The 26,462-nt window shown below is 60.3% G+C and carries 29 protein-coding genes; 15 read left to right on the top strand and 14 right to left on the bottom strand.

What is annotated here, in order from left to right:
* Positions 1-127 precede the first annotated feature (127 nt).
* Positions 128-484: a hypothetical protein gene (locus WA367_RS02765; protein ID WP_336055265.1), complete on the bottom strand. Its 357-nt coding sequence runs from the start codon at positions 482-484 to the stop codon at positions 128-130.
* Complete coding sequence (locus tag WA367_RS02760) at positions 474-935, bottom strand: GNAT family N-acetyltransferase (RefSeq protein WP_036485773.1); 462 nt, start codon at positions 933-935, stop codon at positions 474-476. The genes WA367_RS02765 and WA367_RS02760 overlap by 11 nt, the downstream gene beginning before the upstream one ends.
* A gap of 166 nt (positions 936-1,101) precedes the next feature.
* On the opposite strand from WA367_RS02760, the gene WA367_RS02755 reads away from it, so the two are divergent.
* The 4 genes from WA367_RS02755 to WA367_RS02740 all read left to right on the top strand — a co-directional run bounded on the left by WA367_RS02755 (position 1,102) and on the right by WA367_RS02740 (position 4,040).
* Positions 1,102-1,464 carry a hypothetical protein gene (locus WA367_RS02755; RefSeq protein ID WP_336055264.1) on the top strand — a complete coding sequence of 121 codons (363 nt, stop codon included), beginning with the start codon at positions 1,102-1,104 and terminating at the stop codon, positions 1,462-1,464.
* A 63-nt stretch (positions 1,465-1,527) separates the two neighbouring features.
* Positions 1,528-2,841, top strand: a complete 1,314-nt coding sequence (locus tag WA367_RS02750; RefSeq protein WP_336055263.1) for a hypothetical protein — start codon at positions 1,528-1,530, stop codon at positions 2,839-2,841.
* On the top strand, positions 2,838-3,671 hold the full coding sequence (locus tag WA367_RS02745) for a hypothetical protein (protein ID WP_336055262.1): 834 nt from the start codon (positions 2,838-2,840) through the stop codon (positions 3,669-3,671). The genes WA367_RS02750 and WA367_RS02745 overlap by 4 nt, the downstream gene beginning before the upstream one ends.
* A 66-nt stretch (positions 3,672-3,737) precedes the next feature.
* Positions 3,738-4,040: a hypothetical protein gene (locus tag WA367_RS02740; RefSeq protein ID WP_036485769.1), complete on the top strand. Its 303-nt coding sequence runs from the start codon at positions 3,738-3,740 to the stop codon at positions 4,038-4,040.
* A 67-nt stretch (positions 4,041-4,107) separates the two neighbouring features.
* Here WA367_RS02740 and leuC read toward each other — a convergent pair whose 3' ends face one another.
* From leuC to WA367_RS02700, 8 genes are all read right to left on the bottom strand, one after another.
* On the bottom strand, positions 4,108-5,523 hold the full coding sequence (leuC, locus tag WA367_RS02735; protein WP_336055261.1) for a 3-isopropylmalate dehydratase large subunit: 1,416 nt from the start codon (positions 5,521-5,523) through the stop codon (positions 4,108-4,110).
* Between the two features lie 239 nt (positions 5,524-5,762).
* Complete coding sequence (locus tag WA367_RS02730) at positions 5,763-6,257, bottom strand: MgtC/SapB family protein (protein ID WP_336055260.1); 495 nt, start codon at positions 6,255-6,257, stop codon at positions 5,763-5,765.
* A gap of 142 nt (positions 6,258-6,399) precedes the next feature.
* The gene (rplS, locus tag WA367_RS02725; protein ID WP_336055259.1) at positions 6,400-6,918 is read right to left on the bottom strand and encodes a 50S ribosomal protein L19; all 519 of its coding nucleotides are present in this window, start codon (positions 6,916-6,918) and stop codon (positions 6,400-6,402) included.
* A 193-nt stretch (positions 6,919-7,111) separates the two neighbouring features.
* Positions 7,112-7,534 (bottom strand): GFA family protein, encoded by a 423-nt coding sequence (locus WA367_RS02720; protein WP_336055258.1) that lies wholly within the window; start codon positions 7,532-7,534, stop codon positions 7,112-7,114.
* Positions 7,531-8,241: a tRNA (guanosine(37)-N1)-methyltransferase TrmD gene (gene trmD / locus WA367_RS02715; protein ID WP_336055257.1), complete on the bottom strand. Its 711-nt coding sequence runs from the start codon at positions 8,239-8,241 to the stop codon at positions 7,531-7,533. The genes WA367_RS02720 and trmD overlap by 4 nt, the downstream gene beginning before the upstream one ends.
* Complete coding sequence (rimM, locus tag WA367_RS02710; protein ID WP_442935531.1) at positions 8,238-8,798, bottom strand: ribosome maturation factor RimM; 561 nt, start codon at positions 8,796-8,798, stop codon at positions 8,238-8,240. Before rimM ends, trmD begins: the two co-directional genes overlap by 4 nt.
* 57 nt (positions 8,799-8,855) lie before the next feature.
* Positions 8,856-9,242 carry a cell division protein ZapA gene (locus WA367_RS02705; RefSeq protein ID WP_336055255.1) on the bottom strand — a complete coding sequence of 129 codons (387 nt, stop codon included), beginning with the start codon at positions 9,240-9,242 and terminating at the stop codon, positions 8,856-8,858.
* A gap of 17 nt (positions 9,243-9,259) precedes the next feature.
* Positions 9,260-9,544 (bottom strand): DUF4164 domain-containing protein, encoded by a 285-nt coding sequence (locus tag WA367_RS02700; RefSeq protein ID WP_036485752.1) that lies wholly within the window; start codon positions 9,542-9,544, stop codon positions 9,260-9,262.
* A 286-nt stretch (positions 9,545-9,830) separates the two neighbouring features.
* On the opposite strand from WA367_RS02700, the gene tkt reads away from it, so the two are divergent.
* The 6 genes from tkt to WA367_RS02670 all read left to right on the top strand — a co-directional run bounded on the left by tkt (position 9,831) and on the right by WA367_RS02670 (position 18,199).
* The gene (gene tkt, locus WA367_RS02695) at positions 9,831-11,825 is read left to right on the top strand and encodes a transketolase (protein ID WP_336055254.1); all 1,995 of its coding nucleotides are present in this window, start codon (positions 9,831-9,833) and stop codon (positions 11,823-11,825) included.
* A 130-nt stretch (positions 11,826-11,955) separates the two neighbouring features.
* Complete coding sequence (gene gap / locus WA367_RS02690; RefSeq protein WP_336055253.1) at positions 11,956-12,963, top strand: type I glyceraldehyde-3-phosphate dehydrogenase; 1,008 nt, start codon at positions 11,956-11,958, stop codon at positions 12,961-12,963.
* Positions 12,964-13,092: 129 nt separating this feature from the next.
* Positions 13,093-14,943, top strand: coding sequence for a potassium/proton antiporter (locus tag WA367_RS02685; RefSeq protein ID WP_336055252.1), 1,851 nt, complete (start codon positions 13,093-13,095; stop codon positions 14,941-14,943).
* A gap of 77 nt (positions 14,944-15,020) precedes the next feature.
* Positions 15,021-16,217 carry a phosphoglycerate kinase gene (locus WA367_RS02680; RefSeq protein ID WP_336055251.1) on the top strand — a complete coding sequence of 399 codons (1,197 nt, stop codon included), beginning with the start codon at positions 15,021-15,023 and terminating at the stop codon, positions 16,215-16,217.
* 104 nt (positions 16,218-16,321) lie between these two features.
* A complete protein-coding gene (locus tag WA367_RS02675; protein ID WP_336055250.1) occupies positions 16,322-17,347 on the top strand; it encodes a class I fructose-bisphosphate aldolase in 1,026 nt (341 codons plus the stop codon).
* 102 nt (positions 17,348-17,449) lie between these two features.
* The gene (locus WA367_RS02670) at positions 17,450-18,199 is read left to right on the top strand and encodes an SGNH/GDSL hydrolase family protein (protein ID WP_336055249.1); all 750 of its coding nucleotides are present in this window, start codon (positions 17,450-17,452) and stop codon (positions 18,197-18,199) included.
* A 1-nt stretch (position 18,200) separates the two neighbouring features.
* Here WA367_RS02670 and WA367_RS02665 read toward each other — a convergent pair whose 3' ends face one another.
* Entirely contained in the window at positions 18,201-18,359 is a 159-nt protein-coding gene (locus WA367_RS02665; RefSeq protein ID WP_336055248.1) for a hypothetical protein, read from the bottom strand.
* Between the two features lie 165 nt (positions 18,360-18,524).
* Between WA367_RS02665 and WA367_RS02660 the strand changes: the two genes are divergently transcribed.
* The 3 genes from WA367_RS02660 to WA367_RS02650 all read left to right on the top strand — a co-directional run bounded on the left by WA367_RS02660 (position 18,525) and on the right by WA367_RS02650 (position 20,742).
* Positions 18,525-19,319, top strand: a complete 795-nt coding sequence (locus tag WA367_RS02660) for an SDR family NAD(P)-dependent oxidoreductase (RefSeq protein WP_336055247.1) — start codon at positions 18,525-18,527, stop codon at positions 19,317-19,319.
* Positions 19,320-19,549: 230 nt separating this feature from the next.
* Positions 19,550-20,290 (top strand): helix-turn-helix transcriptional regulator, encoded by a 741-nt coding sequence (locus tag WA367_RS02655; protein ID WP_336055246.1) that lies wholly within the window; start codon positions 19,550-19,552, stop codon positions 20,288-20,290.
* Between the two features lie 53 nt (positions 20,291-20,343).
* Positions 20,344-20,742, top strand: a complete 399-nt coding sequence (locus WA367_RS02650; RefSeq protein ID WP_336055245.1) for a hypothetical protein — start codon at positions 20,344-20,346, stop codon at positions 20,740-20,742.
* 278 nt (positions 20,743-21,020) lie between these two features.
* On the opposite strand, the gene acs is transcribed toward WA367_RS02650, so the two are convergent.
* A complete protein-coding gene (gene acs, locus WA367_RS02645) occupies positions 21,021-22,976 on the bottom strand; it encodes an acetate--CoA ligase (protein WP_336055244.1) in 1,956 nt (651 codons plus the stop codon).
* A gap of 285 nt (positions 22,977-23,261) precedes the next feature.
* Here acs and WA367_RS02640 point away from each other — a divergent pair, with 285 nt between their 5' ends.
* Positions 23,262-23,531, top strand: coding sequence for an usg protein (locus WA367_RS02640; protein WP_036485734.1), 270 nt, complete (start codon positions 23,262-23,264; stop codon positions 23,529-23,531).
* Between the two features lie 44 nt (positions 23,532-23,575).
* On the opposite strand, the gene WA367_RS02635 is transcribed toward WA367_RS02640, so the two are convergent.
* Entirely contained in the window at positions 23,576-24,745 is a 1,170-nt protein-coding gene (locus WA367_RS02635; RefSeq protein WP_336055243.1) for an MFS transporter, read from the bottom strand.
* Between the two features lie 121 nt (positions 24,746-24,866).
* Here WA367_RS02635 and WA367_RS02630 point away from each other — a divergent pair, with 121 nt between their 5' ends.
* Positions 24,867-25,775, top strand: coding sequence for a LysR family transcriptional regulator (locus WA367_RS02630; RefSeq protein WP_336055242.1), 909 nt, complete (start codon positions 24,867-24,869; stop codon positions 25,773-25,775).
* A gap of 4 nt (positions 25,776-25,779) precedes the next feature.
* On the opposite strand, the gene WA367_RS02625 is transcribed toward WA367_RS02630, so the two are convergent.
* Positions 25,780-26,442 carry a YggS family pyridoxal phosphate-dependent enzyme gene (locus tag WA367_RS02625; RefSeq protein ID WP_336055241.1) on the bottom strand — a complete coding sequence of 221 codons (663 nt, stop codon included), beginning with the start codon at positions 26,440-26,442 and terminating at the stop codon, positions 25,780-25,782.
* Positions 26,443-26,462: the final 20 nt, after the last annotated feature.

The raw sequence follows: 26,462 nt of genomic DNA, 5'->3' as shown, positions 1-26,462 counted from the left end.
GAAATGCCGTCACACTGATGAAGTGTTGGGCAGGTCCGCGGCAGGTGGCTTTCTAATGCGGTTTTTGCACTGCGTCAAAGCCGCAGACACCCAACTTTCGCCTTAATCGATTTGGGACTGCGCGCTGCTACCTCTTGCACGACAGCGGGCGCTTTCCGGTAACGATCCAGAGCGCTTCCTGCGGGTCGACATTGATTGCATAGGGCGGCGCCTGAAAGCGCACATCCTGGCCTGCTGGCGAAGGATAGAGCACGACATCCTGCCCACGCGGGCTCAGCACCCGGATGCCGCCATCCGCAGAAGTGGAGATCGTAAGGCTTCGACCGCCATCGCAGGAGAATGTGACCGGCAGGCGCAATCCCGAACCTGATTCGCCCGGCGCAGAACCGGTCGCCGTACAGCCCGCAAGAACCGTCAGCAGAAGCAGGTTACCAATGATGTTGCGCCCCCGCCGGCCCCAGCCGGAACGGGAGCTAGCTGCCATTGAAGCGCACCACGTGACTTGTCCAGTCGGCAGGGCCGGCGATCTTTTCATAGAGGCGTCGGCCTTCGACCGAACCGCGCGGCGCGTTCAGCACCAGCCGCGTCCAGCCGCGCTCTTCCGCGCTGTCGCCAAGCACATCCACCAGCGCCTTGGCGATGCCTTTCCCGCGATGATCGTGATGCACATAGAGATGCTCGGCCAGACCGTAGCGCAGCCCCGATAGCGGGTCCGGAAGGTCATAAAAGACGGCAAAGCCCACCAGCGCCCCATCAAGATGTGCGCCGAGCACTTCCGCCACGCGGTCCTGCAGCAAGGTCTCGGCATAGAACTCGTCGGGACGCCGAGGCGCGCCGCGCTTCAATGATTGCGTATGGGCGGCAAGAAGCGGCGCGAGACTGTGCGCATCCTTCAGCCGCAGGAGACCGATATCGATCTGAGGCGTGTCCGTCATGAAAAGTCCTGGTCGGTTTTGCGCCGCGAAGCACTCATTGCGCACAGTTCGTCAAATTAACCACAGCTGTCAATTGCGTCATCGGATCGCCCCACTCGCAATGGACAACAGTTAAGAAAGCATTAATTTAAATTGCGAGGAGGCCGCGACAGACATGGAGTGCGCGATGCCTTGGAACGGAAAAACACTTGCGGCTGGCGCACTTGCACTGGCTGCACTCTTCTCGACAAGCGCTTCCGGTGTGGCTGGCGACCGCACGGATGCTTTTGTCTATGCGGATCGCTACGGCAATCTCGTCATTCACGCGGCATCCGGCTTCAAGCGGATCATCGTGGGTGAGGGCCATCGCCTGGATGCGGTTACGCCTCATCAGGCTGACGAGCCGGAGGTTGTCATGTTCGACGAAGCCTCCGCCGCCGACCGGCCGCACACCCGGCGTTGCCCATTCGGGGTCCTCGTGAAGGGTCGCTCCTATATGTACGGGCTGCCTGACAATGCATTGCCCGTTCTTCGCGCGACCTGTCCCTGATCCGCGACCGGAATAGGAAAACCAAATCGAACACCTGCATCATCAGCAGGCCGGGAACCAGTAATGAGTAATGCGTCAGCCGCGCGAAATCTTCGTGCGCAAATTGACCAGATACAGCCAATGACCCGATTCGTGCTGGCCACTTTGGCCGTGGCCAGCGGTGTCTACACCTATCTGGGCGTGCGCAGCCTGCTTGACGGCTCTGCTACGCTCGTCTTCTTCTCCGCCATCATATATTCCGCGGCAGTATCCGTCGGCATATACGGATTCTGGAGCTACCTGATCCGCTTCGTGCCCGAGATGCGCGATGCGGCTTCACGACTGGTGCTCATGGGCGTCATGGCGCTTGGCTGCCTGATGATCGTGGCCATGTCCTCATGGTTGAATGCCGCCGCACTGGCAGGCTCTGCAGCGGTCGAGCAGCATCTGGCCGAAACGCTTGAAGATTATACTGGCGATCTGGACCAGGCGCACGGTAATGCGCTTGGCGCCCTCTCGCTTCTGCCCGACATCCAACGCGCCTCCGACCGCTTCGCAAGACTTGCGGATGACGAACGCCAGTCCGGCGCACTAACGGGAACATCCGGTTCCGGCAGCGTGGTCCAGCTTCTCACCCAGATGTCGGCCCAGATGGATGAGCTGCACGCAACTATCCTCAATTCGCGGGATACGGTTTCGACATTGTTCGAGGAAGGCCAGCAGCATCTGGCGACAATGCGCGGTCTCGTTTCCGCACCCGGTCCCGTGCAGCCGCGCTCGGATCGCTTCGCTGAAGAGGCTGTTGCCCTTGCCGGAGTAATTGCCTCGCTTGAGCAGACATCGATCGCACCATCCGTTGCGCGCGCGGCATCCGATCTCTCGGCAGGCTTCATCGCTCCTGTCGCCGATGGCAGCAATGCCGAACTCGCCGGACGCCAGGACCAGGTGATGGCGACCGTCCGTGAATCGGTCGCAGCGCAGTCCCGCGCGCTCCGTATCGCTGCCGAAGAAATCATGGCCCAGCCCCAGGTCGCGGAGCGGCGCTATGTGCCGCTGTCGGCGGCCGAGGCGGTACTTCGCTATGCCTCAAGCTTTCTGCCAAGCTGGGCCGGAGCAATTTCGATTGATCTCCTGCCAGCCGTGCTCGTGGGTATCATGAGCGTAGTCTACGCCTCCATCCGCCGTGATGAAGTCGTCATGAGCGACGCTGAACGCCTGACCGCGGCAGATCTACTTCGCTCGCTCGACGTTCAGCGCGCACTCGTGGCACGACAGGAGAACGCCCGTACGGATATGCCCGAGCCTGTACCGCAGCCTGACAGTCCTGCGGAGGAACCTTCTCCCGGCCAGAACGTCACCCCTCTCTCACTGACAGAACGCAAGCGGCAAGAGCCATGAGCCAGAACCTGCAAACAACCCTCCAGCCCAAGCGCCAGAACGCTTTCGTCCGCTATATCAGCCGGTTTGACGAAGGATCGGTGGTGCGCTGGGCCTTTGTGGGTGTCCTTCTGGGGACTGCGGCACTGCTCGGCATGGACCTGCGCGAAATGGTCGACCGGAATGGCGGTCTGTGGGGCGACAACAGCCAGCAGCTCACGCGCGAATTTCGTGTTCTTCCGCCTGCCGTGGTCGCAGCCCCGTCCGCGGACGCACAGCCCAATGATCCGCGCCATCATGTCGAAGGCGGTCGCGATTTGCTGAGCCAGCCAATGACCTTTGCTCTGGAAGCAGGCGGCATCCTGCGGGCCACGGGTGCCATCGACCCCGGCTCTGCCGATCGTTTGCGCGCAGAGCTTGAGGCGCGCGGTGAATATGTCACGCGCATCAGCCTGAACTCGCCCGGCGGTTCGCTGGATGATGCCATTGCCATGGCGCGTATGGTGCGTGAGCGCGAACTGGCAACAGTTGTCGAGGAAGGTGCCATCTGCGCCTCCTCCTGCCCGCTGTTCTTTGCCGGCGGCATCAACCGCCAGATCGACGAGAAGGCAGCCATCGGCGTGCACCAGTTCTATGCCGCGACCGACAGCATCACCTCTGCTGCACAGGCCATGGCCGATGCGCAGATGACCACCGCGCGCATCTCGCGCCATCTGGACGAGATGGGCATTGATCCCGCACTCTGGCTCCACGCCCTCGATACGCCGCCGCGTGCACTCTATTATTTCTCGCCGGACCAGCTTCTCGAATACGGGCTCGTCACCGAGCCTCAGCGCCTCGCCCGCAGCTAGGGTCGGGATCGACGGGGAACCGCTGGAAGTCGGACGCGTTGGGAAGCAGACAAAGGAGCTTCCCGGATGGCAGAGACAAGAACACTTACCGATCACGACGAGATCCGCGACTGGGCAGCCGCACGGGCGGGCAAACCCGTCATCAGCGACCCCGCACCGGGCATGGACGAAGGTCGCCCGGTTCTGCGCATCGCTTTCGGGCAACATGCCTATCAGGATACGGATGAAGGCGCCGACCACATTGGCGGCAATCAGATCGTCGAATGGGACGAGTGGTTCGAGGAGTTCGAAAAGCGCGAACTGGCCTTGGTGGTCAGTGTCGACGTGCCCGGCCAGCGCGACGAATTCCACGAGATCATACGGCGCTGAACATCAGCTCTCGCAAACGAAAAAAGGCGGCCCAAAAGCCGCCTTTTCCTGTTTCAGATGATGAGGCCTAGACCTTTGGCCACTCGCGAATATCCACGAAACGCCCGGCGATGGCTGCTGCGGCGGCCATGGAAGGCGACACCAGATGCGTCCGGCCCTTGAAGCCCTGACGGCCCTCGAAATTGCGGTTGGAGGTCGAGGCGCAGCGCTCGCCCGGCTTCAGGCGGTCGTCATTCATGGCAAGGCACATGGAGCAACCCGGCTCGCGCCAGTCGAAACCGGCGGCCTTGAAGATCTTGTCGAGCCCTTCGGCCTCGGCCTGCGCCTTCACCAGGCCGGAGCCCGGAACGATCATCGCGTCCAGACCTTCCTTCACCTTCTGGCCTTCGGCAATCTTGGCTGCTTCGCGCAGATCCTCGATGCGGCCATTGGTGCAGGAGCCGATAAAGACACGGTCGACTTCGATATCGGTGATCTTGGTGCCGGGTGTCAGGCCCATATATTCAAGCGCGCGACGCTTGGACTGACGCTTGTTCTCGTCCGCAATGTCGTCCGGGTTCGGCACGACACCGGTGATGGAAACCACATCCTCAGGTGAGGAACCCCAGGTGACGATGGGCGGCAGATTGGCCGCGTCCAGCTTTACGACGCGGTCGAAATGGGCACCTTCGTCGGTCTTGAGCGTCTCCCAATAGGCACGCGCCATGTCCCAGGCCTTGCCTTTTGGCGCGCGCGGCCGATCCTTGATATATTCGAAGGTCGTCTCATCAGGCGCGATCATGCCCGCACGTGCACCGCCTTCGATGGACATGTTGCAGACCGTCATGCGGCCTTCCATGGACAGCGCGCGGATTGCCTCGCCTGCATATTCCATCACGTGACCGGTGCCGCCGGCAGTGCCGATCTCGCCAATGATGGCGAGGATGATGTCCTTTGCAGTCACGCCTTCCGGCAGCTTGCCATCCACCTGGATGAGCATGTTCTTCGCGCGACGCTGGATCAGCGTCTGCGTGGCCAGCACATGCTCGACCTCGGAGGTGCCGATGCCGTGTGCCAGCGCACCGAATGCACCATGGGTGGAGGTGTGGCTGTCGCCGCAGACAATGGTCATGCCCGGCAAGGTGAATCCCTGCTCCGGCCCGACGATATGCACGATGCCCTGACGCTGATCGGCTTCGTTGTAATATTCGATGCCGAATTCGGCCGCGTTCTTCGCAAGCGCCTCGACCTGAATGCGGCTTTCCTCGTTCTTGATGCCGAATTTGCGATCCGGCGAGGTTGGCACATTGTGGTCAACAACGGCGAGTGTCTTTTCCGGATGGCGCACCTGGCGGCTTGCCATGCGCAGCCCCTCGAAAGCCTGCGGGCTGGTCACTTCGTGGACGAGATGGCGATCGATATAGAGGAGACAGGTGCCGTCGTCCTGGCTGTCAACCAGATGATCGTCGAAAACCTTGTCGTAAAGGGTGCGTGGTTTGGTCATGTCACTATTCCTGGCGGAGCTTTGAAACTGATTGGCTGAGGGCGCGCCTGTTGCAGCGCCTGGCTGGTCCGCCTAGCGAAGTCGGCAGCTGACCGCACCGGTCAGATGCGCATAGAAGCGCCCCGGCAGGCGTTTTGCATCCTGCAGGACAATCATTCGATATGCGCTTGTGCCGTCCATTCGCTCCATGGACGCGCTTTTACCAAGCTTTTGCGAGATCGGCAATTACGGGAGGCGCGCTATTCTTCCGCGCGTGGCTCCTTTAGATCAAGTCGTGTCTCCACCCGTCGAATGACGGCAAGAACCAGCGTGCCGAGCAAACAGCCGAGAATTGCAACGATCCAGAGGCCAAGCCCAAGAGCAAGCCCCGTGGATGCCGCTATCCACATGCCGGCTCCGGTGGTCAGTCCCTTCACCTCACCACCCTTGAAGAGTATGAAACCAGCCGCCAGGAAAGCAACGCCCGAGGTGATTGCCTCGACAAGGCGGATAGGGTCACTTCGCACCGAATCGGCGCCGAATACAGGCATGGCGACGATCTCGATGGCAATGATGGCAAAGGCTGCTGAGGCCAGACAGACGAGCATATGCGTGCGCAAGCCGGCGGGTCGGTCGGCGAGTTCCCGCTCGAACCCCAGAACGCCACCAAGCACGATGGCTGCGATCAGGCGCAGCGCGATGATCTGTATCGGAAGTACCGTCTTGAAGTCGAATTCCTGAGCCAGCGCGTCCATCTTCGAAAAACGGAAGATGCTGCCAGAAGTTCCAGCGCGGCGAGATGCACTGGCTCTGAAACGAAAAAGGCCGGCGCAAATGCACCGGCCTTTCACGATTCTTCGTCAGAAGCGGTGTAAGCGAACCGCCCAACGCTGGGACTTAGCCCTGGCTCTCGTTGTTTGCAGCCTCGTTCTGTGCTGCTTCCTCTGCGGCCTTCTGCTGTGCGAGAGCCTCTGCAGCTGCGACCTTCTCGGCCTCGATGCGTGCCTTCTCGTCTGCAACGGCCTGACGCTCGGCATCATTGAGCTTGCGGGCGCGAACGCCGGTGTTCTCGGTGATGCGGGCAGACTTGCCGCGACGGTCGCGCAGGTAATAGAGCTTGGCGCGGCGTACCTTACCGCGGCGAACAACCTCAACACCCTCGACCAGCGGGGAGTAGACCGGGAACACGCGCTCAACGCCTTCACCATAGGAGATCTTGCGAACCGTGAAGTTCTCCTGGAAGCCGGAGCCCGAACGCGCAATGCAAACGCCCTCGAAAGCCTGCACGCGGGTACGCGTACCTTCGGTAACGCGCACCTGTACGCGAACCGTGTCACCTGCGGAGAATTCGGGAAGCTTGCGCTGTGCAGTAATCTTCTCGGCCTGCTCGGCCTCAAGCTGACGGATAAGGTCCATCGTCACACCTCTTGTTCTTTGCGAAGTGCCAGAGCGCTCATCTCGCCGACAGTCTCTGACCGCCTGAGGAGTGCCCGTTCTCGCGAACGCGGCAGGAGCGAATTCACCTTCATTGATTGGTCACGGCCATGGACCTCCCATGGCAGCGGTACGCGCACATACCTCAAAGCATGGGGGAAATCAACAGGCGCGGTCAATCACACTCGTATTTCAGCACGCCGACAATGCCGCTGCTGTTCCCATCCGAAGGGTGATTGATGCCATCCGTCACAGGTACCGCTTCGAAGTCAAACGGGCTCACCCCTTCAAGGCATGCGGTGTTGACGCCGTATTCTTCCGGATTGGAACGCCTCTGGTGATGGGTATAGATGCCACAACGCGAGCAGAAATAGTGCTTCGCCGTACCTGTATTGAAAGCGTAGAGCGTCAGCGCGTCCTGCCCCTTCAGGATTTCCAGATCATCAAGGCGCGCAGACACGGTCACCGCCCCGCGCATCCGGCAAAAGGAGCAAGTGCAGCGTCGTGGCCGGTCAAGGTCATCGACAAGCCGCACGGCAAATTTCACGCTGCCGCAATGGCAACTGCCGATACGCCTGAATGAAGTCTCGCCACTCATCGCTGCGCCCTCCCTTCACGGCAATAGGCAGCCCAGAGATCGGGGCGGCGCTTCTTGGTCAGTTCCACCGCCCGCTCGTAGCGCCATTCTGCAATCCTGGCATGATTGCCCGAAGCAAGCACTTCAGGGATGGGCATGCCCTCGAACTCGCGAGGGCGGGTATATTGCGGATGCTCCAGAAGTCCGCTCTCGAAGCTTTCCTCTTCGCCCGAATGCTGGTTTCCCATCACGCCCGGCAACAGCCTGATGACCGCATCGAGGAGCACAATGGCGGCGGGCTCGCCACCGGAAAGAATATAGTCGCCGATCGAGACTTCCTCGAAATCCCGCGCTTCTATCAGGCGCTGGTCCACACCTTCGAAGCGCCCGCAAAGAATGACAGCCCCCGGCCCTTCTGCCAGCTCGCGCACGCGCTTCTGGTTGAGAGGGCGTCCGCGCGGGCTCATCAGAAGCTTCGGGCGCGGATCATCGGCGGGCGCGACGTGATCGACGGCCTTGGCAAGGATGTCCGGCCGCATCACCATGCCAGCACCTCCGCCGGCAGGGGTATCATCAACGCTGCGATGCTTGTCTGTGGCAAAGTCCCTGATCTGAACCGTCTCTAGTTCCCAGGTTCCCGCCTCGCGCGCTTTCCCCGCAAGCGAGGTTTCAAGCGGACCGGGAAACATTTCGGGATAAAGTGTCAGGATGCTGGCGCGAAAGGTCATGACTGTGTCTCGCCTTCTTCGGCTCCGTCGCTGTCATCTTCATCCGCAATCAGACCGGCTGCGACCGGATCCACGACAACAAAGCCTGCCGTTGGCTTTACCTCCGGCACTGCTTCCCGTGTGAACGGCACCATGACACTGCGTCCCGTAGACGGTTTCACTTCCAGAATGTCACCCGCCCCGAAATCATGAACGGCGATGACCTTGCCGAACTCGTCCCCTGTCTCGTCGCGCACCAAAAGTCCGATAAGATCGGCATGATAGAATTCTTCCTCGTCCAGATCCTGCGGCAGCGCCGAACGCTCGACGAAAAGCTTCGTGCCAGCCAGTGCCTCGGCGCCCGTCCTGTCATTCACACCAGCAAAAGTGACCACCAGAACGTTCTTCGCCGGTCGCGCTTTTTGAACCAGCAACTCACGCCCGTCTTCGGTGTAGAGCGGACCGTAATCACCGATGGCGAGCGGATCCTGCGTGAAACTCTTGACCCGCACCTCGCCGCGAATGCCGTGGGGAGCCCCCACCACGCCAAGCTGCACGGGGTCGCGAAGCACTGCCATCATCACCTCAGTCTTAAATTTCAAAGCCGCACAGGATGGCGGTCGCTCTCGGACAGATCAGCCGGACGGTGCCTGGTCTGAACTGTCACCATTGGAGATTTTCACTGCCACGGCTTCGATACGCTCGGCAAGCTCAAGGATCACCCCGGTCAGCGCCGAATCCTGCTTGTCCGCCTTCAGGAGCGCCTCGTCCCGGGTCTTTCGCAGGGTCGCGACCTCGGTCTCCATGCCCTTGATGCGCTTCTGCAATTCGACAAGCTCGTCCATCACCATGATGCCAGCCATGACGGTAATGCGCTGATCGCCAATTTCGCCGAAGGAATCCTTCAGATGACCGACATAGCGGTCAAAGCGCTCGGCAAGGCTGATGAGGTGCTCTTCCTGCCCCTCGTCGCATGCCATGCGATAGGCCTTGCCATCAATGGTGACCGTGACTTGTGCCATCGGGTGCCTCGTTGCGCCTACCGGTCAAGAACGGCGCGTATGGTTTCCATCGCCGTGACCAGCCGGCGCGACACTTCGCGATTCACATCCGCCAGCCGCTCGGCGCGGGCTTCGGATTTGTCTAGCTCCTGGGCCAAGCGGGCACGATCTGCGCCCATCCGCTGCACTTCCGCTTCGGCTTCGGCATAGTCATGCTCTTTTTCCAGGCGTGCATCGACCGACGCCTCAAGCGTCTCGATGGCTTTTCCAAGGCGCCCCAGGGCCTCCCGGAGCGTGGTATCGCCGGAATTTTGGATGTTCATGGACATCTTTCCCAGCCGCCCGCCTGCAAAATATGCGGAATCTGAATGTTTTAGTTCTGAAAGATTATGCGCCGGATGAACCCGTCGTCAACAAACCGCACCATCTATCCCCCAAATTGAAGCAGTGCAATTCTCTAGTACAGTCGACCCGGTGTTCGCGCATTACCCTTGCAGCGAATCAGGCTGTTTATTGACTTAAAGCCCCTACCTGCTATGTCTCGCCTGCTTTTTTGGGGCCGCCGGCCTCAAGCTCGATCACAACCTGGCACCCGACCTGCGAGCACCAATGATCTCACGCGACAAACACGACCGGATGGCGAATGCGATCCGCTTTCTCTCTATGGACGCCGTCGAACAGGCGAAGTCCGGCCATCCTGGCCTGCCCATGGGCGCAGCGGACATAGCAACTGTCCTCTATACGCGCTTCATGACCCATGACCCGAAGAAGCCGGACTGGGCCGACCGCGACCGTTTCGTGCTTTCAGCCGGTCACGGCTCGATGCTTCTCTATTCCCTGCTTTACCTGCTGGGCTATGAGGACATCACGATCGACGAGATCAAGAATTTCCGCCAGCTCGGCTCCCGCACCGCCGGCCATCCCGAATATGGCTATGCGGCCGGCATCGAGACGACAACAGGCCCGCTGGGCCAGGGTCTGGCAAACTCTGTCGGCATGGCACTCGCTGAGCGCCTGCTCAATGCGCGCTACGGCGACGAGCTGGTCAACCACTACACCTATGTGCTGGCGGGCGACGGCTGCCTCATGGAAGGCATCAGCCAGGAAGCGATCGCGCTTGCCGGCCACCTGAAGCTGAACAAGCTCATCGTGATGTGGGACGACAACCAGATTTCCATCGACGGTCCTGTGTCCCTTTCCGACAGCACCGACCAGTGCGCACGCTTCGCAGCCTCGGGCTGGAACACGATCCGCGCCGACGGGCACGATCCGGAAGCCATCGCTTCTGCAATCGAGGCGGCTCGCGAATCCGACCTGCCGACGCTCATCGCTTTCCGCACCACCATCGGCTACGGCTCGCCCAACAAGGCTGGCACCAACAAGGTTCACGGCTCCCCGCTGGGTGCCGAGGAAATCGCGGCTGCCCGCAAGGAACTGGGCTGGGATGCCGAGCCATTCGTGGTTCCTTCCGACATTCTGGACGACTGGCGTCTGGCCGGTCTCCGCTCTGCCAAGGAGCGCAAGGAGTGGGAGAAGCGTCTGGCTGCGGTCAGCGCGGAAGTTCGCGCTGAGTTTGAGCGCCGCATGCGCGGCGACCTGCCCGAGAGCTTCGCCACCGCCATCGACGACTACAAGAAGAAGCTGGCCGAGGAAAATCCGAAGCTCGCCACCCGCGCGGCCTCGGAAAATGCGCTCGAAGTCATCAATGATGCACTCACCGAGACCATTGGCGGTTCTGCCGACCTGACCGGCTCCAACAATACCCGCACCAGCCAGCTTGGCGCGGTGAAGCCGGGTGAGTTCTCCGGCCGCTACATCCATTACGGCATCCGCGAACATGCCATGGCTGCGGCCATGAACGGCATGGCGCTGCATGGCGGCGTGATCCCCTATGGCGGCACCTTCCTCACCTTCTCCGATTACGCACGTCCGGCCATGCGCCTGGCATCACTCATGGGCATCCGCTCCATCTTCGTGATGACGCATGATTCCATCGGCCTTGGCGAAGACGGCCCGACCCACCAGCCGGTGGAGCATCTGGCAGCACTGCGTGCGATCCCCAACCACCTTGTCTTCCGCCCGGCCGATCCGGTCGAGACGGCCGAGTGCTGGCAGGTTGCGCTGGAAACCAAGGATGCTCCCTCGACGCTGGCGCTTACCCGCCAGAAGCTGGAGCCGGTCCGCAACGAGTACAAGGCCGACAATCTGTGCGCCCGCGGCGCCTATGAGCTGGTCGCTGCAAGCGACGAAGCGAAGGTCACGATCTTTGCCAGCGGCTCCGAGGTCGAAATCGCGGTCGAGGCGCGCAACCAGCTTGAGAGCCGCGGCGTGCCAACCCGTGTCGTCTCCGTGCCTTGCTTCGAACTCTTCGAGGCTCAGTCCGACGAGTACAAGGACATGCTTCTTGGCGCAAACACGGTTCGCATTGCCATTGAAGCCGGCATCTCGATGGGCTGGGAACGCTTCATCGGTGATGATGGTGTATTCATCGGCATGAAGGGCTTCGGTGCCAGCGCGCCGGCGCCTGAGCTCTACAAGCATTTCGGCATCACGGCAGAAGCCGCGGTTCAGGCCGCGGAAGGCCGACTGGCAAAGGCCGGTTGATCCGGAAATCGCAACCCGGCACTGGCTCAAGCCAGATGCCGGGTTGCCGCTTTGAAACACTGGCTTTGAAAGCTAGATAGATCGCGTTCCCTCACGCCTTTTCCAAGGCTCCATGTTCCGGAGGAAGTCCATGACAGTGAAAGTCGCCATTAACGGTTTTGGCCGCATCGGCCGCAATGTGGCCCGCGCAATCTACGAATCCGGCCGCAAGGACATCGATATCGTTGCCATCAACGATCTTGGCCCTGCCGAGACCAACGCACATCTGCTGCGCTACGATAGCGTCCATGGCCGCTTCCCGAGCGAAGTGAAGGTCGACGGCGACACGATCCGCATCGGCGACGACAGCTTCAAGGTGTTCGCCGAGCGCGACCCGTCAAAGCTGCCCTGGGGTGACCTTGGCGTGGACATCGTGATGGAATGCACCGGCATCTTCACCTCCAAGGAGAAGGCGTCCATGCATCTGGAGGCAGGCGCAAAGCGCGTCCTCGTCTCCGCTCCAGCTTCCGGCGCAGACATCACCGTCGTCTATGGCGTCAACCACGACAAGATCACGGCCGACCACACGATCATCTCCAACGCATCCTGCACCACGAACTGCCTGGCACCGGTTGCCAAGGTCCTCAACGATGCTTTCGGCATCGAAAAAGGCTTCATGACCACGGTTCACGCCTATACTGGCGACCAGCCGACGCTGGACACGATGCACAAGGATCTCTACCGCGCCCGCGCGGCAGCCATGTCCATGATCCCGACCTCGACCGGCGCTGCAAAAGCCGTGGGTCTGGTTCTGCCAGAGCTTCAGGGCAAGCTTGACGGCGTGGCCATCCGTGTTCCGACCCCGAATGTCTCGGTCGTTGATTTCAAGTTTGTACCGAAAACCAAGGTCACGGTCGAAGAGGTCAACAAGGCCCTTGTCGACGCAGCCAATGGTTCGCTGAACGGCATCCTTGCATTCACCGACGAGCCGCTTGTCTCCATCGACATGAACCACAACCCCGCCTCCTCCACCTTTGCTCTCGACCAGACCAAGGTGATCGACGGCGACCTCGTGCGTGTCATGTCCTGGTATGACAATGAGTGGGGCTTCTCCAACCGCATGGCCGATACCGCAACGGCAATCGCGAAGACCCTCTGATCGACGCGCCAAAATTTCTGCTGTGACAAAACGCCCGGCCATCAACCGGGCGTTTTTTTATGTTGGCTGTTGATGAGGTTGTTAACCGGCCTCATGTTGTAGAGTGACAAAAAGCAGGCAGCGAGGGCGATGGATCAGGGCATTTACGTAATCATCTTGATCGGCACTGCCTTGGTGCTACTCGCAGCTTTCTCAAGCCTGATCGCCCGACGCTTCGGCGCGCCCCTCCTTCTCATCTTCCTTGGCATTGGTCTGGCCGCCGGCACTGACGGCATGGGGCTGGATTTCGACAACGCCACCGCGGCCTATTTCGTGGGTTCACTGGCCCTTGCAATCATTCTGTTCGACTCCGGCTTCGGCACCTCGCTTGCTTCCTTTCGCGCCGCCGCCGCCCCGGCGATAACGCTTGCAACACTTGGCGTTCTTCTCACAGCAGGCATTGTGGGCCTCGCTGCACACTTCCTTACAGATCTGGGCTGGCTGCCCTCGATGCTCCTGGGCGCGACAGTCGCTTCCACTGATGCAGCAGCAGTGTTCTTCCTCCTGCGCGTGGGCAACATCTCCGTGCGCGACCGCGTGCGCTCGACGCTGGAAGTGGAATCGGGATCGAACGATCCCATCGCCATCTTCCTCACGCTCTCGCTTGTCAGCCTTATCGCCACCGGCGCAGCGGCAGAACCGCAGAAGCTTGCACTCGACATTGCCGTCGGTTTTCTCCAGCAGATGGGCATCGGCCTTATCGCGGGACTGGTCGGCGGCTATCTGATCGTGCGCCTGGTCATCCGCCTGCGCCTCGACCAGGGATTGGTCCCGATCTTTGTACTGGCGCTCTCGCTGCTGGTTTTCTCGATTACCGGCGCATTCGGCGGCTCAGGCTTTCTCGCGGTCTATATTGCAGGCCTCGTGGCCGGCAACAGCCGCTTGCGCGCGACGGACCAGGTGAAGCGTTTTCAGGACGGCATGACCTGGCTGGCGCAGATCATCATGTTCCTGGTTCTCGGCCTCTTCGCCACACCGTCGCAATTTCCCGAGATCGCGCTCCCTGCGCTTGTCCTTGGCCTGTTCCTGATCTTCGTCGCCCGCCCTTTGGCCGTGGCGCTATGTCTCCTGCCTTTCCGCTTCACACGCGAAGAAACAGCCTTCATCTCCTGGGTAGGTCTGCGTGGCGCGGTGTCGATCCTGCTGGCCATCACGCCTGTCATCGACAATATCGACGGCGGGCGCGCGCTCTTCAACACGGTCTTCATCATCGTTCTCGTCTCGCTGATGATACAGGGTTGGACCGTTGGCCCGCTTGCCCGCCGCCTGGGCATGGTCGTGCCACCTAGGCTTGGACCGCTGAACAAGGTTGAACTGGAGCTGCCCGGTTCGGCGCACCACGAACTGCTGGCCTATCGCATCGTCGCCGGCAGTCCGGTGGAGCGTGGCGCACGTATTCCACGCTGGGCGAGACCCTCGCTCGTGCTGCGGGACGGTCGTTCCATGACCTATCAATATGCTGGCCGTCTGATGGCCGGTGACCGCGTCTATATTTTCGTGCCCGACCGCTATCCGCGCCTGCTCGACCGCCTCTTTGCAAGCCCGGCCGAAGTGGATCCGGAAGACGCGGAATTCTTCGGCGCATTCGCCGTCGATCCCGATCGCCCCGCCATGGAACTCGAGCAGGCCTACGCCCCCGGTCTAAAGGAAAAAGAGCTCGAAATGACCATCGCCGAGCTTGTTGCGGCACGCCTGGGCGGGCGCGCCGAATATGCTGACCGTGTGGCGCTCGGAAATATCGAGCTGATCGTGCGTGATGTGGATGAGGAAGACCGCATTACCTCCATCGGCCTGTCGGTCGAGCCACCCGCACCTCCGCCCCAGGTTCCGGCTTTCATCAGTCTTGGCGAGCTTCTGCGGCGGCTGTGGGCAATGGTGAGGCAGGGCAGGCAGGGCCGGTTTTCTGCACAAGAGGAAAATAAGGACACAGGCTCCGCCTGAACACCTTGCAAGAAGCAGGCCTCAATGTATGTTCCAGCCCGATTGCATATTGCCTTTCAATAAGGAGTGGCGGGTAGATGGCTGGTTTCAAGACCCTTGACGATCTGGAGGATGTATCCGGCAAGCGCGTGCTTGTGCGCGTGGACCTGAATGTGCCCGTCAAGGACGGGAGCGTGACCGACACCACCCGTATCGAGCGCATCGCGCCGACCATCACGGAACTTTCCGACAAGGGCGCGAAGGTCATCATGCTCGCCCATTTCGGTCGTCCGAAGGGCAAGCGGTCCGAAGCAGATTCGCTTGGGCCCATTGCCTATGCCGTGGAGACCACACTCGATCGCCGTGTCCACTTCGCATCCGATTGCATCGGTGACGAAGCCGCCGAAGCCATCGACGAGATGACCAGCGGCGACATACTGCTTCTAGAAAACACCCGCTTCCACGAAGGTGAAGAGAAGAACGATCCGGACTTCGCCAAGGCGCTGGCCGAGAACGGCGACATCTATGTGAACGACGCCTTCTCCGCGGCACACCGCGCACATGCTTCAACCGAGGGTCTCGCCCGCCTTCTTCCCGCCTATGCCGGTCGCACCATGCAGGCCGAACTCGAGGCGCTGGAAAAGGGCCTCGGCAATCCCGACCGCCCTGTTCTGGCAGTTGTCGGCGGTGCCAAGGTCTCCACCAAGATCGATCTCCTGCTCAATCTCGTGAAGAAGGTCGACGCACTGGTCATTGGTGGCGGCATGGCCAACACCTTCCTCGCTGCCCGCGGCAGCGATGTCGGCAAGTCGCTTTGCGAGCATGACCTGGCGGAAACGGCAAAGCAGATCATGATCGATGCAGCGTCTGCCGGTTGCGCCATCATCCTGCCTGTCGATGCGGTTGTCGCGCGCGAATTCAAGGCTGGTGCGGCTTCCGAAGTTGTCGATGTTGATTCGGTCCCCGCTGATGCCATGATCCTCGATGTTGGCCCGAAATCCATCGAGAAGGTCAAGGAATGGCTTGAGCGCGCAGACACTGTGGTCTGGAACGGACCGCTCGGCGCATTCGAGATCGAGCCCTTCGACACCGCGACCATGGAAGCGGCTCGCTATGCGGCCCAGCGCACTCGGGAAGGCCTGCTCGTTTCGGTCGCAGGCGGCGGCGATACCGTGGCAGCACTCAACCAGGCCGGTGTCGCCGAAGACTTCACTTATATCTCCACCGCAGGCGGTGCATTTCTCGAATGGATGGAAGGCAAGGAACTGCCGGGCGTGGCTGCGTTAAGCAATTAACGTAAAATCCTTTCCTTTCAATCGATTAGGGTTCTTCAACCCACATTCCGTTTTCTCGTGCCTTCTGCTAATCGCCTCACACAGGCTTTAAAGGAGGCACGAGAATGAGCGAACGTCTTGAAGATATCGCCGCCAAAATGGTGGCTGAGGGCAAGGGCATCCTCGCCGCAGACGAGAGCACCGGCACCATCAAGAAGCGTTTCGACACGATCGGCCTTGAGTCGACCGAAGAGAACCGCCGCGACTATCGCGAGATGCTGTTCTCCGCTGACGAAGCGATGAAGAACTATATCTCCGGCGTCATCCTCTACGATGAAACCCTTCGTCAGAAGGCGAAGGACGGCACCCCGCTCGCGCAGATGATCGCTGACGCCGGTGCGGTTCCCGGCATCAAGGTCGACAAGGGCGCCAAGCCGCTTGCAGGCTTCGAAGGCGAGACCATCACCGAGGGCCTTGATGGTTTGCGTGAACGTCTCAACGAATATCATGAGCTTGGCGCACGCTTTGCCAAATGGCGCGGTGTCATCTCTATTGCCGATGGTCTGCCGACCTGGGGTGCGGTGAAGCAGAACGCACAGGCGCTGGCCCGTTACGCTGCCCTTTGCCAGGAAGCTGGTATCGTCCCGATCGTCGAGCCGGAAGTGCTCATGGATGGCAATCCCGGCACCCACAAGATCGAGCGCTGCTACGAAGTGACGGAGTGGGTTCTCAAAACCGTATTTGACGAGCTCTTCGACGCCCGCGTGAAGCTTGAAGGCATGATCCTCAAGCCCAACATGATCATTGACGGCAAGAATGTACGTACTGCCAGCCGCGAGCAGGTTGCAGAGCAGACCGTGCGCTGCCTGAAGGCGACCGTGCCAGCCGCCGTTCCCGGCATTGCCTTCCTCTCCGGCGGCCAGTCGGATGAAGAGGCAACCGCGCATTTGTCGATCATGAATGCGACCTATGACATGCCCTGGAAACTGACCTTCTCCTATGGCCGTGCGCTGCAGGCAGCGGCCCTGAAAGCATGGGGCGGCAAGGCGGAAAACGTGGCTGCAGGCCAGCGCGCCTTCACCCACCGTGCCCGTATGAACGGCCTTGCAGCCAGCGGCAGCTGGAAGCAGGACCTCGAACAGGCCGCATGACGGACAGTGCGGCGGACGCATCCGGTCTGTCCGCCGCACCACATTTCCCCCATGAAGCGAATGTGAGTTCACGTCGGCAACTGCCTTTGCTAAGGCTTGGCCATGAACGCACTCAAAGCCGCCCTCTCCTGGATCGCCTTCCCCGTCTATGCCTGGCAGGGCATCGGTGTCCGTCTCAGAACACCGCGCATGCTGCCGCCCCAAGGCCCTGTCCGCCATCGCATCGAAGGCAAGGACCCGGCCGTGCGGCTGCTCGTCATCGGTGATTCTTCTGCCGCGGGTGTGGGCATTGCAGACAACAGCCACGGGCTTCCATCGCAACTTGCGCGCCTGATCGCGCTTCGTCATGACCGCGCCGTCACCTGGCGTGCCGCGGGATTTAATTCAGCCACGTCCGGCCAGTTGCGCGATCACGTCATTCCCAATCTGGCGGATGAAAACTGGACGCATATCGTGCTGGTCGTCGGCACGAATGACGCGAAGAACTACCACACGATTCCCCGCTTCAAGCGCGAATTCGGCGGGCTGCTTTACGCATTGCGAGCCAAATGGCCGGAAGCGCTGATCGTCTGGTCGCCCATCGTCAACATGCGCCAGATGCCCGCGCTTCCGCCGCTTCTGGGAAAGATTCTCGCCATCCGAGCCGAGCTTGTGAACCGCAAGGGGACGCTGCTTTGTCAGGAGCGCGGCGTGGTTCCGGCCCTACCGCTCCCCATTGATGATCCCGAGCAAGGCTTTGCCGAAGACGGCTTTCACGCTTCGGCTGCAGGCTACCGCGCCTGGGCGGAACATCTGCTGCACTACATGGAGGAACGCCGTCAGGTGGATCGCCCGGGGCGGCTTGTCGCCTGATCTATCCGTGGCTGACAGCGACCGTGAGCATGATCGCTCCGATGGCGACTATTGCCAGCTTCCAGAAATCCTTTCGCTTCTTCAGCCCCGGCAGGCCGAGAGGCCGAATGAGATGAAGCACCATCATGGCAATCACCAGAAGCGACAGGATCTTGGTCATATGGGTGCAGCTCCCCCGGTGCAGTTACACCGGACTTGTGCCCTGCCTCGTTCACGCTGTCAAAATGCTCGGCTTATCCGTGGCCCAATGGGGAAGCACCTTGCGGCTTGACCTTGCAGCGGCGAAAGACCAGTTTCGCCTCCGACATATGCAATGAGGTGAGACATGGCACTGGACGGCAAGACAGCGATCGTGACGGGTGCAGCAAGCGGCATCGGCTACGCTATCGCCGAACGACTGTTGCGCGAGGGTGTTCGCGTTGTTCTCGCGGATATCGATGCGGAGAAGGGTGCACAGGCGGTCGAAGACCTCGAGAAGCTCGGCGAAGTTCGCTTCGTAAAGACGGATGTCTCCAAAAGCCTCGACGTGCACAACCTGGTGGCATCCACCATCGACGCACTGGGCGACATCGATATCCTCGTCAACAATGCCGGCATCGTGCATGGCGCGGATTTCCTCGACCTGAAGGAAGAAGACTTTGATCGCGTGATCGGCGTGAACCTGAAAGGTGCCTTCCTCGTCGGGCAGGCCGTGGCCCGCTACATGGTGGAGAAGGTAAAAGGCGGCGGCGCGGCCGGCGCGATCATCAACATGTCGTCTGTGAATGCGGTCTTCGCCATCGCCAACCAGGTTCCATATTCAGTTTCCAAGGGCGGCATGAACCAGCTGACCAAGGTCATGTCGCTGTCACTGGCGCCATACGGCATTCGCGTCAATGCAATCGGTCCGGGCTCGATCATGACCGAGATGCTGGCAAGCGTGAACGCGGACCCTGCAGCCAAGAAGCGCATCCTCTCGCGCACGCCGCTTGGCCGTATCGGCGAGCCCAAGGAGATAGCATCCATCGCGGCATTCCTGGCATCCGATGATGCAAGCTACGTCACGGGGCAGACCATCTACGCCGACGGAGGCCGTTTGCCGCTCAACTACACCGTCGATGTGCGGGAAACGGACGACTAGAGCACCCTGCTGTCTTTTCAATGCTGCCGCCAAGGCTCCTGACGCAATGTTGTCAGGAGCCCTGTGCAATTGTGACGCTGCGTCAACGAGGGAGACGTGGCAATTGGAGCAATCTCAGCGCGAATGAACTTCAGTTGATTTGCGTATGGATTTAAATACCGCCATATTGCGCCTTTCCGGCACCATTCCCCTGGTGCAGGCAGCACTCGCTGCAAATGAGGACTGACCTCATGAGAAGAGCAGACCGACTATTTCAGATCGTCCAGCATCTGCGTGGAGGGCGGCTTGTAACCGCTCGCATGCTTTCCGAGCGGCTGGAAGTTTCCGAACGCACCATCTACCGCGACATTGCCGATCTTCAGTCATCGGGCGTGCCGATCGACGGGGAGGCTGGTGTCGGCTACCTCATGCGCGAGGGCTTCGAGCTTCCGCCCATGATGTTCAACCGCGATGAAATCGTGGCGCTGGTGGCGGGTGCGCGAATGGTGCGGGCCTTCGGCGGAGCCACAATGGCCGGCGCGGCCGAAGAAGCCTTGATGAAGATACGCAGCGTTCTGCCCGAGCAGGACCGCCATCGTATCGCACGCACCGAAATTTACACCCCGAACTGGGTTATTTCCGACGCCGAGCGCCTGATCATTGACGAGCTTGAGAAGGCGGTCGAGACACGCGATGTCCTGCGCCTGAACTACCGTGACGAGAACAACCGTAATTCGGTGCGTGAGGTTCGTCCTCTGGGGCTATGGTTCTGGGGCAAGGTGTGGACGCTGGTTGCCTGGTGCGAACTGCGCAACGATTTCCGTGCATTCCGGCTCGACCGCATCAGTGCGATGGAGCATGTCGGTCGCATCTTCCGCCCGGAGCCGGGCAAGCGCCTGACGGACTTTTACCGCATGTTCGAACTTCAGGGGACTTGCGCCAAGACGCAGGACAGCGAAGCCCAATGCGAACAGCAGCGCGCAGTCGCCTGAGAGTATTTCGACACTAAAATGGGGCTGTCCGCAGAAGGGCAGCCCGGGCGGTAATGTCATTGGACGGCACGGGGAAGCCTCCAGCGGAGGCCAATTTGACCAAGATTCTAGGCAGCCGCGACTGCGGCAATTCTCCCAAGAACAGGTTCGTTCAGGATCTCGCCGTTTCCATGGAATGCGGGAATCCCATACCAGAGGCCTTCGACGAAAAGGTGATATGGGAGCAATCCTCAGCTTCGCAGATGCAGGGAAAGAAAGTTCTCCTTGCGGGTCTTTCCGCACGTCCGAAACCGGCCACCATTACGATTTCTCACGCAGTTTCGCATGGCAAGGTTGGTGCCGCGTGCGGCGAGGTCACTTTTCCAGATGGCAATAGGCGGCGTTTCTGCCATGTGTTCGAGTTCACGAACAACAAGGCAAACTGCGTCGCAGGCGTCAGGAGCTACAGTTGAACAAGTAAGCTTCGGCTCGGTCTGCACATGCGAAATCGACGACACATAAAAAAGGGCTGCCCCACATGGAGGCAGCCCTTTCCGTGTTCAACGTTCTCACGCGGTCTTGGCCCGAAAGCGGCCGCGTGTCATGCGCACTAGCGGGAAGACTGCTCCCCGCAAAGGCAATCCATCGAGACCACGTTGAAACGATAACCACTCGACATTGGATCACCTCCTTCCACTTCGTTGACGTTGCTCCCAATGTGGAGGCAACGCGTGAGCACTGCAAGACCCGCTCAAGCCTTTTTGTTCTGACGGTTGTTCACCAGATCATCGACCACAGCCGGGTCGGCCAGCGTGGACGTATCACCCAGGGCCTTGGGATCATCCTCCGCGATCTTGCGCAGGATGCGGCGCATGATCTTACCCGAACGTGTCTTCGGCAGGCCGGGGGCGAACTGGATCTTGTCCGGTGATGCGATCGGGCCGATCTCGGAGCGTACATGGGCAACCAGCTCCTTCTTGAGCTCCTCGGAACCTTCTTCACCGGCCATGAGCGTGACATAGCAATAAATGCCCTGCCCTTTCACGTCATGCGGATAGCCTACCACGGCGGCTTCCGAGACCTTTGGATGGGCAACGAGTGCCGATTCCACTTCCGCCGTGCCCATGCGGTGTCCCGAAACATTCAGCACGTCATCGACGCGACCCGTGATCCAGTAATAGCCGTCCTCGTCGCGGCGGCAGCCGTCACCGGTGAAATATTTGCCCTTGTAGGTGGAGAAATAGGTCTGCACGAAACGGTCGTGATCGCCATAGACCGTGCGCATCTGGCCAGGCCAGGAATCGACAATGCAAAGATTGCCGCTGGCAGCGCCTTCGAGAACCCCGCCCTCATTGTCGACGAGCTGCGGCTGAACGCCGAAGAAGGGTTTGGTCGCCGAGCCGGCCTTGAGGTCGATGGCGCCGGGCAGCGGTGTGATCAGAATGCCGCCGGTTTCCGTCTGCCACCAGGTGTCGACGATGGGCGACTTCTCGTCGCCAACGACCTTGTAGTACCACTCCCAGGCTTCCGGATTGATCGGCTCGCCGACCGAACCGAGCACGCGCAGCGATGAACGTGACGCGCGCTTCACATAGTCGTCGCCCGCGCCCATCAGAGCGCGGATGGCGGTTGGGGCCGTATAGAAGATGTTGACCTTGTGCTTGTCGACCACATCCCAGCAGCGGCCTGCATCGGGATAGTTCGGCACACCCTCGAACATTAGCGTGATGGCGCCATTGGCGAGCGGCCCGTAGACGATATAGCTGTGGCCCGTGACCCAGCCCACATCAGCCGTGCACCAGTAGACATCACCCTCGTGATAATCGAACACATACTGATGCGTCATGGACGCATAGACGAGATAGCCGCCGGTGGTGTGGAGCACGCCCTTGGGCTTTCCGGTCGAACCTGACGTGTAGAGAATGAAGAGCGGATCTTCCGCATTCATCTTCTCCGGCTCGCATTCGGCGGACGCCTTTTCCATCTCCGCCTCATAGGCGAGATCGCGGCCATCCACCCAGTTCACATCCGCACCGGTGCGCTTGACCACCAGCACGTTGCGCACCTTCGCGCCTGCCTTTTCGGCGATCTCGATGGCCTTGTCCGTATTGACCTTCAGCGGAACCTTCTTGCCACCACGCAGACCTTCATCGGCGGTGATGACAAAATCGGATTTGCAATCCTCGATACGCCCGGCAAGCGAATCCGGCGAGAATCCGCCGAACACGACCGAATGCACCGCACCGATGCGCGCGCAGGCCAGCATCGCATAGGCTGCCTCCGGGATCATCGGCATATAGATGGTGACGCGGTCGCCTTTCTTGACGCCGTTCGATTTCAGAACATTGCCAAGCTTGGAGACCTGTTCATGCAACTCGCGATAGGTGATCTTCTTGTCGTCAGCCGGATCATCCCCTTCCCAGATGATCGCGGTCTGGTCACCGCGCTTTTCCAGATGCCGGTCCACGCAATTGTAGCAGACATTGGTGACACCATCCTCGAACCACCTGATCGAGACATCGCCTTCATAGGATGTGTTCTTCACCTTGGTGTAGGGCGTGAACCAGTCGATGCGCTTGCCGTGCTCGCGCCAGAAACCTTCCGGATCGGTAATGCTGTCCTGGTACCACTTCTCATAGGTCGCGGCATCAATCAGCGCGTCCTTCTTCCATTCATCTTTCACTCGATGAACATGCACCTCGGACATGGTACCTCCTCCACAATAACCGGTCATTTTCGGCCGAATGGCCTGGCGCATGAGACCATGCACCTCGTGTCGCGCGCATTGTTACCATTCTGGGCGCGACTTCAACATTAGACATTGGATGACACTTGCCCGCTTGGACCAGCGGAGGCAGAAATGGTAGCAGCCACCAAGCTGTGCTGCTAACATATTGTATTAATTGATTTTTCACGCGCCATTCATCATCATTTGCATTCCACGTCAACCGTGGATGCCGCATTATGTCGGCGTGATGAGGAAAGGACGCAAATGAGGACGAATGAAACCGAACTGATGCTCAAGGGCTATGGCCTGACCACAGCCGAGTTCATCTACCACATGCCGGACCACCCGCATCTCCTGCAGAGCTTCGTGTGGCAGACCTATGATCTCGCACCGAAGTTTCCGGCGCTTTATCGTTTCATCGACTTCTGGAAGGAAAAGCTAGACGGCCCGCTGCACTCGGTTTCCTACACGCATCAGAAACTGATCAGCCCGACCGAGTGGCGCAATGTAAGCGGCGAGCTCGTCCTGCAATAGTGAAGATAAGCGCAGCCACTTCGCAAAGCGGCTGCGCTCTACCATCAGGCAGGCTGTGCGGCAGAGACCCGCCGATGCACATGCTGCGCCAGCAATGCGACCATGAAGGCGCCGAGCGGAACAAGTGCTGCGATCCACATGATGCCGCCCAGACCCGGGCCATGGTCGATGACCATTCCACCAAGCCATGCTCCCATGGCATTGCCCAGATTGAAGGCCGCGATATTGAAAGATGAGGCCAGGCTCTGCCCCGCCCCCTTCGCCTCGCTCAGCACCCACATCTGAAGTGGTGCGACGGTCGAGAATGCGGCGGCACCGAAGACCGCGATGGCAATGACAGCCGCGACCTTGTCATGAATGGCGAAATGCATGATCAGCAGCGAGACCGTCAGCGCCAGAAGGCTTCCCACCACTGTCGCACGCAGGTAGCGGTCGGCAAGCTTGCCACCCACGAGATTGCCGACAATCAGCCCGCCGCCAAACACGAGCAGGATCGGCGAGACCGCAGCATCCGAAAACCCGGTAATCTGCGTCAGGATCGGCGCGATATAGGTAAAGCCCGCAAAACACCCCACCCAGGCCAGGACGGTAATCGAGAGCCCGAAGAGAACCTGCGGGCGCGAGAGAACTTCGAGCGCACCACCCTCTTCCTGCGTGACTGAAGCAGCTTCGTCGCGGGGGACGAACAACGCAATGACCGCAAATGCCGCAATACCGATTGCCGCCACAGCGAGAAATGTCGCGCGCCAGCCATACGCCTGCCCCAGCCAGGTGCCGAAGGGCACGCCAAGAATGTTGGCAACCGTCAGCCCCGTGAACATGACGGCTATGGCAGAAGCCTTCTTGTCTTCGGCCACCAGCCCCGTGGCGACCATCGAGCCGACGCCGAAGAACGAGGCATGGGCGAAGGAGGTCAGGACACGCGCACCCATCAACGTCCAGTAGTCCGGTGCCAGTGCGCAGGCGAGATTGCCGATGGTGAACACGACCATCAGGGCCATGAGCAACTTCTTGCGCGGCCAGCCGGCGGTGAGAGACCCGAGTATCGGCGCGCCGACCACAACGCCGAGCGCATAACCGGTGATGAGAAGACCTGCCGCAGAAATGGTCACGCCAAGATCGGCGCTCACCTCCAGAAGCAGGCCCATGATGACAAATTCCGTGACGCCGATGCCAAAGGCACCAATCGTCAATGCGTAAACTGCGAAAGGCATGATCCAGCTCTTCGTTCTCGATGGAAGGACGGCCTCACAGGCCGGTGCGGGATAGCTAGACCTTTCGCCATCCAAGAATTAGATTGCTGGAATTATCATCTGCTGTGAAATGAGTTCATGAATGGCGCGCAGCGAGATCAACCGATCCGGCGAGATGGAAGTCTTCGCCCAGGTTGTGGAGGCAGGAAGCTTCTCCGCCGCCGCGCGCGAATTGCGTATGACGCCCTCCGCCGTCAGCAAACTCGTGGCACGCCTTGAAACACGTCTTGGCACCGCTCTGGTGCGCCGCTCGACGCGGAGACTGCAGGTTACCGCCGAAGGCCAGGCATTCTACGAGAACTGCCTTCGCATCCTCGCCGACATGGAAGCCGCCGAGCGTGAAGCTGCAGCCGGTGCCGTGCCGCGCGGCAAGCTGAAAGTCGACTGTAATGTTGGCTTCGGCACCCATTACCTGACGCCGCTCATTCCCGAATTTCTGCGGCTTTATCCTGAAATCAGCCTTGAGCTTTCGCTGTCCGACCGGGTCGTGGACCTGATGGAGGAGCAGACGGATCTGGCGATCCGCGCCGGCACGCTAGCCGAATCCTCGCTCATTGCCCGCAGGCTTTGCGACTCCCCCATGGTGTTGGTGGCCTCACCCGGCTATCTGGCGCGAAAAGGTACACCCGAGCACCCCGACGATCTGAACTGCCATGAGTTGCTGGGCTTCAGCTTCCGCCGCATCAACGAAACCTGGCCATTTCGCACCGTGGATGGCGAGGAGATTACCGTCCTGCCACAAAGCCGCAATCTGGCAGGCGATGGCGAGACCATGCGGCTCATGGCCATTGCCGGCACCGGGATCGCCCGGCTCTCCCGCTGGCATGTACAAAACGACATTGCCGCGGGGCGCCTTGTCCCGGTTCTTGAGAATTGCAATCCCGGCGATCGGGACGGTGTCTATGCTGTCTATGTAGGCCAGGGCCGTTATCTGCCCGCCCGCGTGCGCGCATTCATCGATTTTCTGGTCGAACGAGTGAAAATCGACTGAGGCTTCAACGTGCGCCGAAAATGGCCGAGCCGACCCGCACACTCGTTGCACCAAAACCGATCGCCGTCTCGAAATCTCCCGACATGCCCATGGAAAGCTGCGCAACACCTGCCTCGCGGCCAAGCTTTTCCAGAAGCGCGAAATGCGGACCGGGATTTTCTTCCAGCGGCGGAATGCACATGAGGCCGATGACATCCAGCCCATGCACCTCGCGGCATCGCTTCACGAATTCAACCGTCTCACGCGGATCAATACCGGCCTTCTGTGGTTCCAGACCGGTATTCACCTGCACATAGCAGGGAAGTTTTCGCCCCTGCTTTTCCATCTCGTCCGCAAGCGCCTTGGCAATCTTTTCCCGGTCGACGCTCTCGATCACGTCAAAAAGCGCCACCGCTTCCTTCGCTTTGTTGGACTGCAGTGGACCGATGAGGTGAAGTTCGATGTCGGAAAACGTTTCGCGCAGCTGCGGCCACTTGCCCTGCGCTTCCTGAACGCGGTTTTCGCCGTATACGCGCTGCCCTGCTTCGAGGACGGGCCTGATTGCGTCACCATCGAAGGTCTTGGAAACAGCAACCAGCGCAACATCTTCCGCGCTTCGACCGGCCTCAGCCGCTGCCTTGGCAATTCTCTCCCGAATCTCAACCAGATTGCGCGTTGCGTCAGCCATTTATCGTCTTTCCGCCCTGA

Source organism: Nitratireductor sp. CH_MIT9313-5 (assembly GCF_037029545.1).
GTDB lineage: Bacteria > Pseudomonadota > Alphaproteobacteria > Rhizobiales > Rhizobiaceae > Chelativorans.
Note: the sequence above shows the minus strand (reverse complement) of the source record. Positions and strands in the feature narration are given on the sequence as shown.

What these genes read in the sequence shown, in the direction of transcription:
- WA367_RS02765 (WP_336055265.1), bottom strand. Translation starts at nt 484, where the DNA reads ATGGCAGCTAGCTCCCGTTCCGGCTGGGGCCGGCGGGGGCGCAACATC.
- WA367_RS02760 (WP_036485773.1), bottom strand. Translation starts at nt 935, where the DNA reads ATGACGGACACGCCTCAGATCGATATCGGTCTCCTGCGGCTGAAGGAT.
- WA367_RS02755 (WP_336055264.1), top strand. Translation starts at nt 1,102, where the DNA reads ATGCCTTGGAACGGAAAAACACTTGCGGCTGGCGCACTTGCACTGGCT.
- WA367_RS02750 (WP_336055263.1), top strand. Translation starts at nt 1,528, where the DNA reads ATGAGTAATGCGTCAGCCGCGCGAAATCTTCGTGCGCAAATTGACCAG.
- WA367_RS02745 (WP_336055262.1), top strand. Translation starts at nt 2,838, where the DNA reads ATGAGCCAGAACCTGCAAACAACCCTCCAGCCCAAGCGCCAGAACGCT.
- WA367_RS02740 (WP_036485769.1), top strand. Translation starts at nt 3,738, where the DNA reads ATGGCAGAGACAAGAACACTTACCGATCACGACGAGATCCGCGACTGG.
- leuC (WP_336055261.1), bottom strand. Translation starts at nt 5,523, where the DNA reads ATGACCAAACCACGCACCCTTTACGACAAGGTTTTCGACGATCATCTG.
- WA367_RS02730 (WP_336055260.1), bottom strand. Translation starts at nt 6,257, where the DNA reads ATGGACGCGCTGGCTCAGGAATTCGACTTCAAGACGGTACTTCCGATA.
- rplS (WP_336055259.1), bottom strand. Translation starts at nt 6,918, where the DNA reads ATGGACCTTATCCGTCAGCTTGAGGCCGAGCAGGCCGAGAAGATTACT.
- WA367_RS02720 (WP_336055258.1), bottom strand. Translation starts at nt 7,534, where the DNA reads ATGAGTGGCGAGACTTCATTCAGGCGTATCGGCAGTTGCCATTGCGGC.
- trmD (WP_336055257.1), bottom strand. Translation starts at nt 8,241, where the DNA reads ATGACCTTTCGCGCCAGCATCCTGACACTTTATCCCGAAATGTTTCCC.
- rimM (WP_442935531.1), bottom strand. Translation starts at nt 8,798, where the DNA reads ATGGCAGTGCTTCGCGACCCCGTGCAGCTTGGCGTGGTGGGGGCTCCC.
- WA367_RS02705 (WP_336055255.1), bottom strand. Translation starts at nt 9,242, where the DNA reads ATGGCACAAGTCACGGTCACCATTGATGGCAAGGCCTATCGCATGGCA.
- WA367_RS02700 (WP_036485752.1), bottom strand. Translation starts at nt 9,544, where the DNA reads ATGAACATCCAAAATTCCGGCGATACCACGCTCCGGGAGGCCCTGGGG.
- tkt (WP_336055254.1), top strand. Translation starts at nt 9,831, where the DNA reads ATGATCTCACGCGACAAACACGACCGGATGGCGAATGCGATCCGCTTT.
- gap (WP_336055253.1), top strand. Translation starts at nt 11,956, where the DNA reads ATGACAGTGAAAGTCGCCATTAACGGTTTTGGCCGCATCGGCCGCAAT.
- WA367_RS02685 (WP_336055252.1), top strand. Translation starts at nt 13,093, where the DNA reads ATGGATCAGGGCATTTACGTAATCATCTTGATCGGCACTGCCTTGGTG.
- WA367_RS02680 (WP_336055251.1), top strand. Translation starts at nt 15,021, where the DNA reads ATGGCTGGTTTCAAGACCCTTGACGATCTGGAGGATGTATCCGGCAAG.
- WA367_RS02675 (WP_336055250.1), top strand. Translation starts at nt 16,322, where the DNA reads ATGAGCGAACGTCTTGAAGATATCGCCGCCAAAATGGTGGCTGAGGGC.
- WA367_RS02670 (WP_336055249.1), top strand. Translation starts at nt 17,450, where the DNA reads ATGAACGCACTCAAAGCCGCCCTCTCCTGGATCGCCTTCCCCGTCTAT.
- WA367_RS02665 (WP_336055248.1), bottom strand. Translation starts at nt 18,359, where the DNA reads ATGACCAAGATCCTGTCGCTTCTGGTGATTGCCATGATGGTGCTTCAT.
- WA367_RS02660 (WP_336055247.1), top strand. Translation starts at nt 18,525, where the DNA reads ATGGCACTGGACGGCAAGACAGCGATCGTGACGGGTGCAGCAAGCGGC.
- WA367_RS02655 (WP_336055246.1), top strand. Translation starts at nt 19,550, where the DNA reads ATGAGAAGAGCAGACCGACTATTTCAGATCGTCCAGCATCTGCGTGGA.
- WA367_RS02650 (WP_336055245.1), top strand. Translation starts at nt 20,344, where the DNA reads ATGTCATTGGACGGCACGGGGAAGCCTCCAGCGGAGGCCAATTTGACC.
- acs (WP_336055244.1), bottom strand. Translation starts at nt 22,976, where the DNA reads ATGTCCGAGGTGCATGTTCATCGAGTGAAAGATGAATGGAAGAAGGAC.
- WA367_RS02640 (WP_036485734.1), top strand. Translation starts at nt 23,262, where the DNA reads ATGAGGACGAATGAAACCGAACTGATGCTCAAGGGCTATGGCCTGACC.
- WA367_RS02635 (WP_336055243.1), bottom strand. Translation starts at nt 24,745, where the DNA reads ATGCCTTTCGCAGTTTACGCATTGACGATTGGTGCCTTTGGCATCGGC.
- WA367_RS02630 (WP_336055242.1), top strand. Translation starts at nt 24,867, where the DNA reads ATGGCGCGCAGCGAGATCAACCGATCCGGCGAGATGGAAGTCTTCGCC.
- WA367_RS02625 (WP_336055241.1), bottom strand. Translation starts at nt 26,442, where the DNA reads ATGGCTGACGCAACGCGCAATCTGGTTGAGATTCGGGAGAGAATTGCC.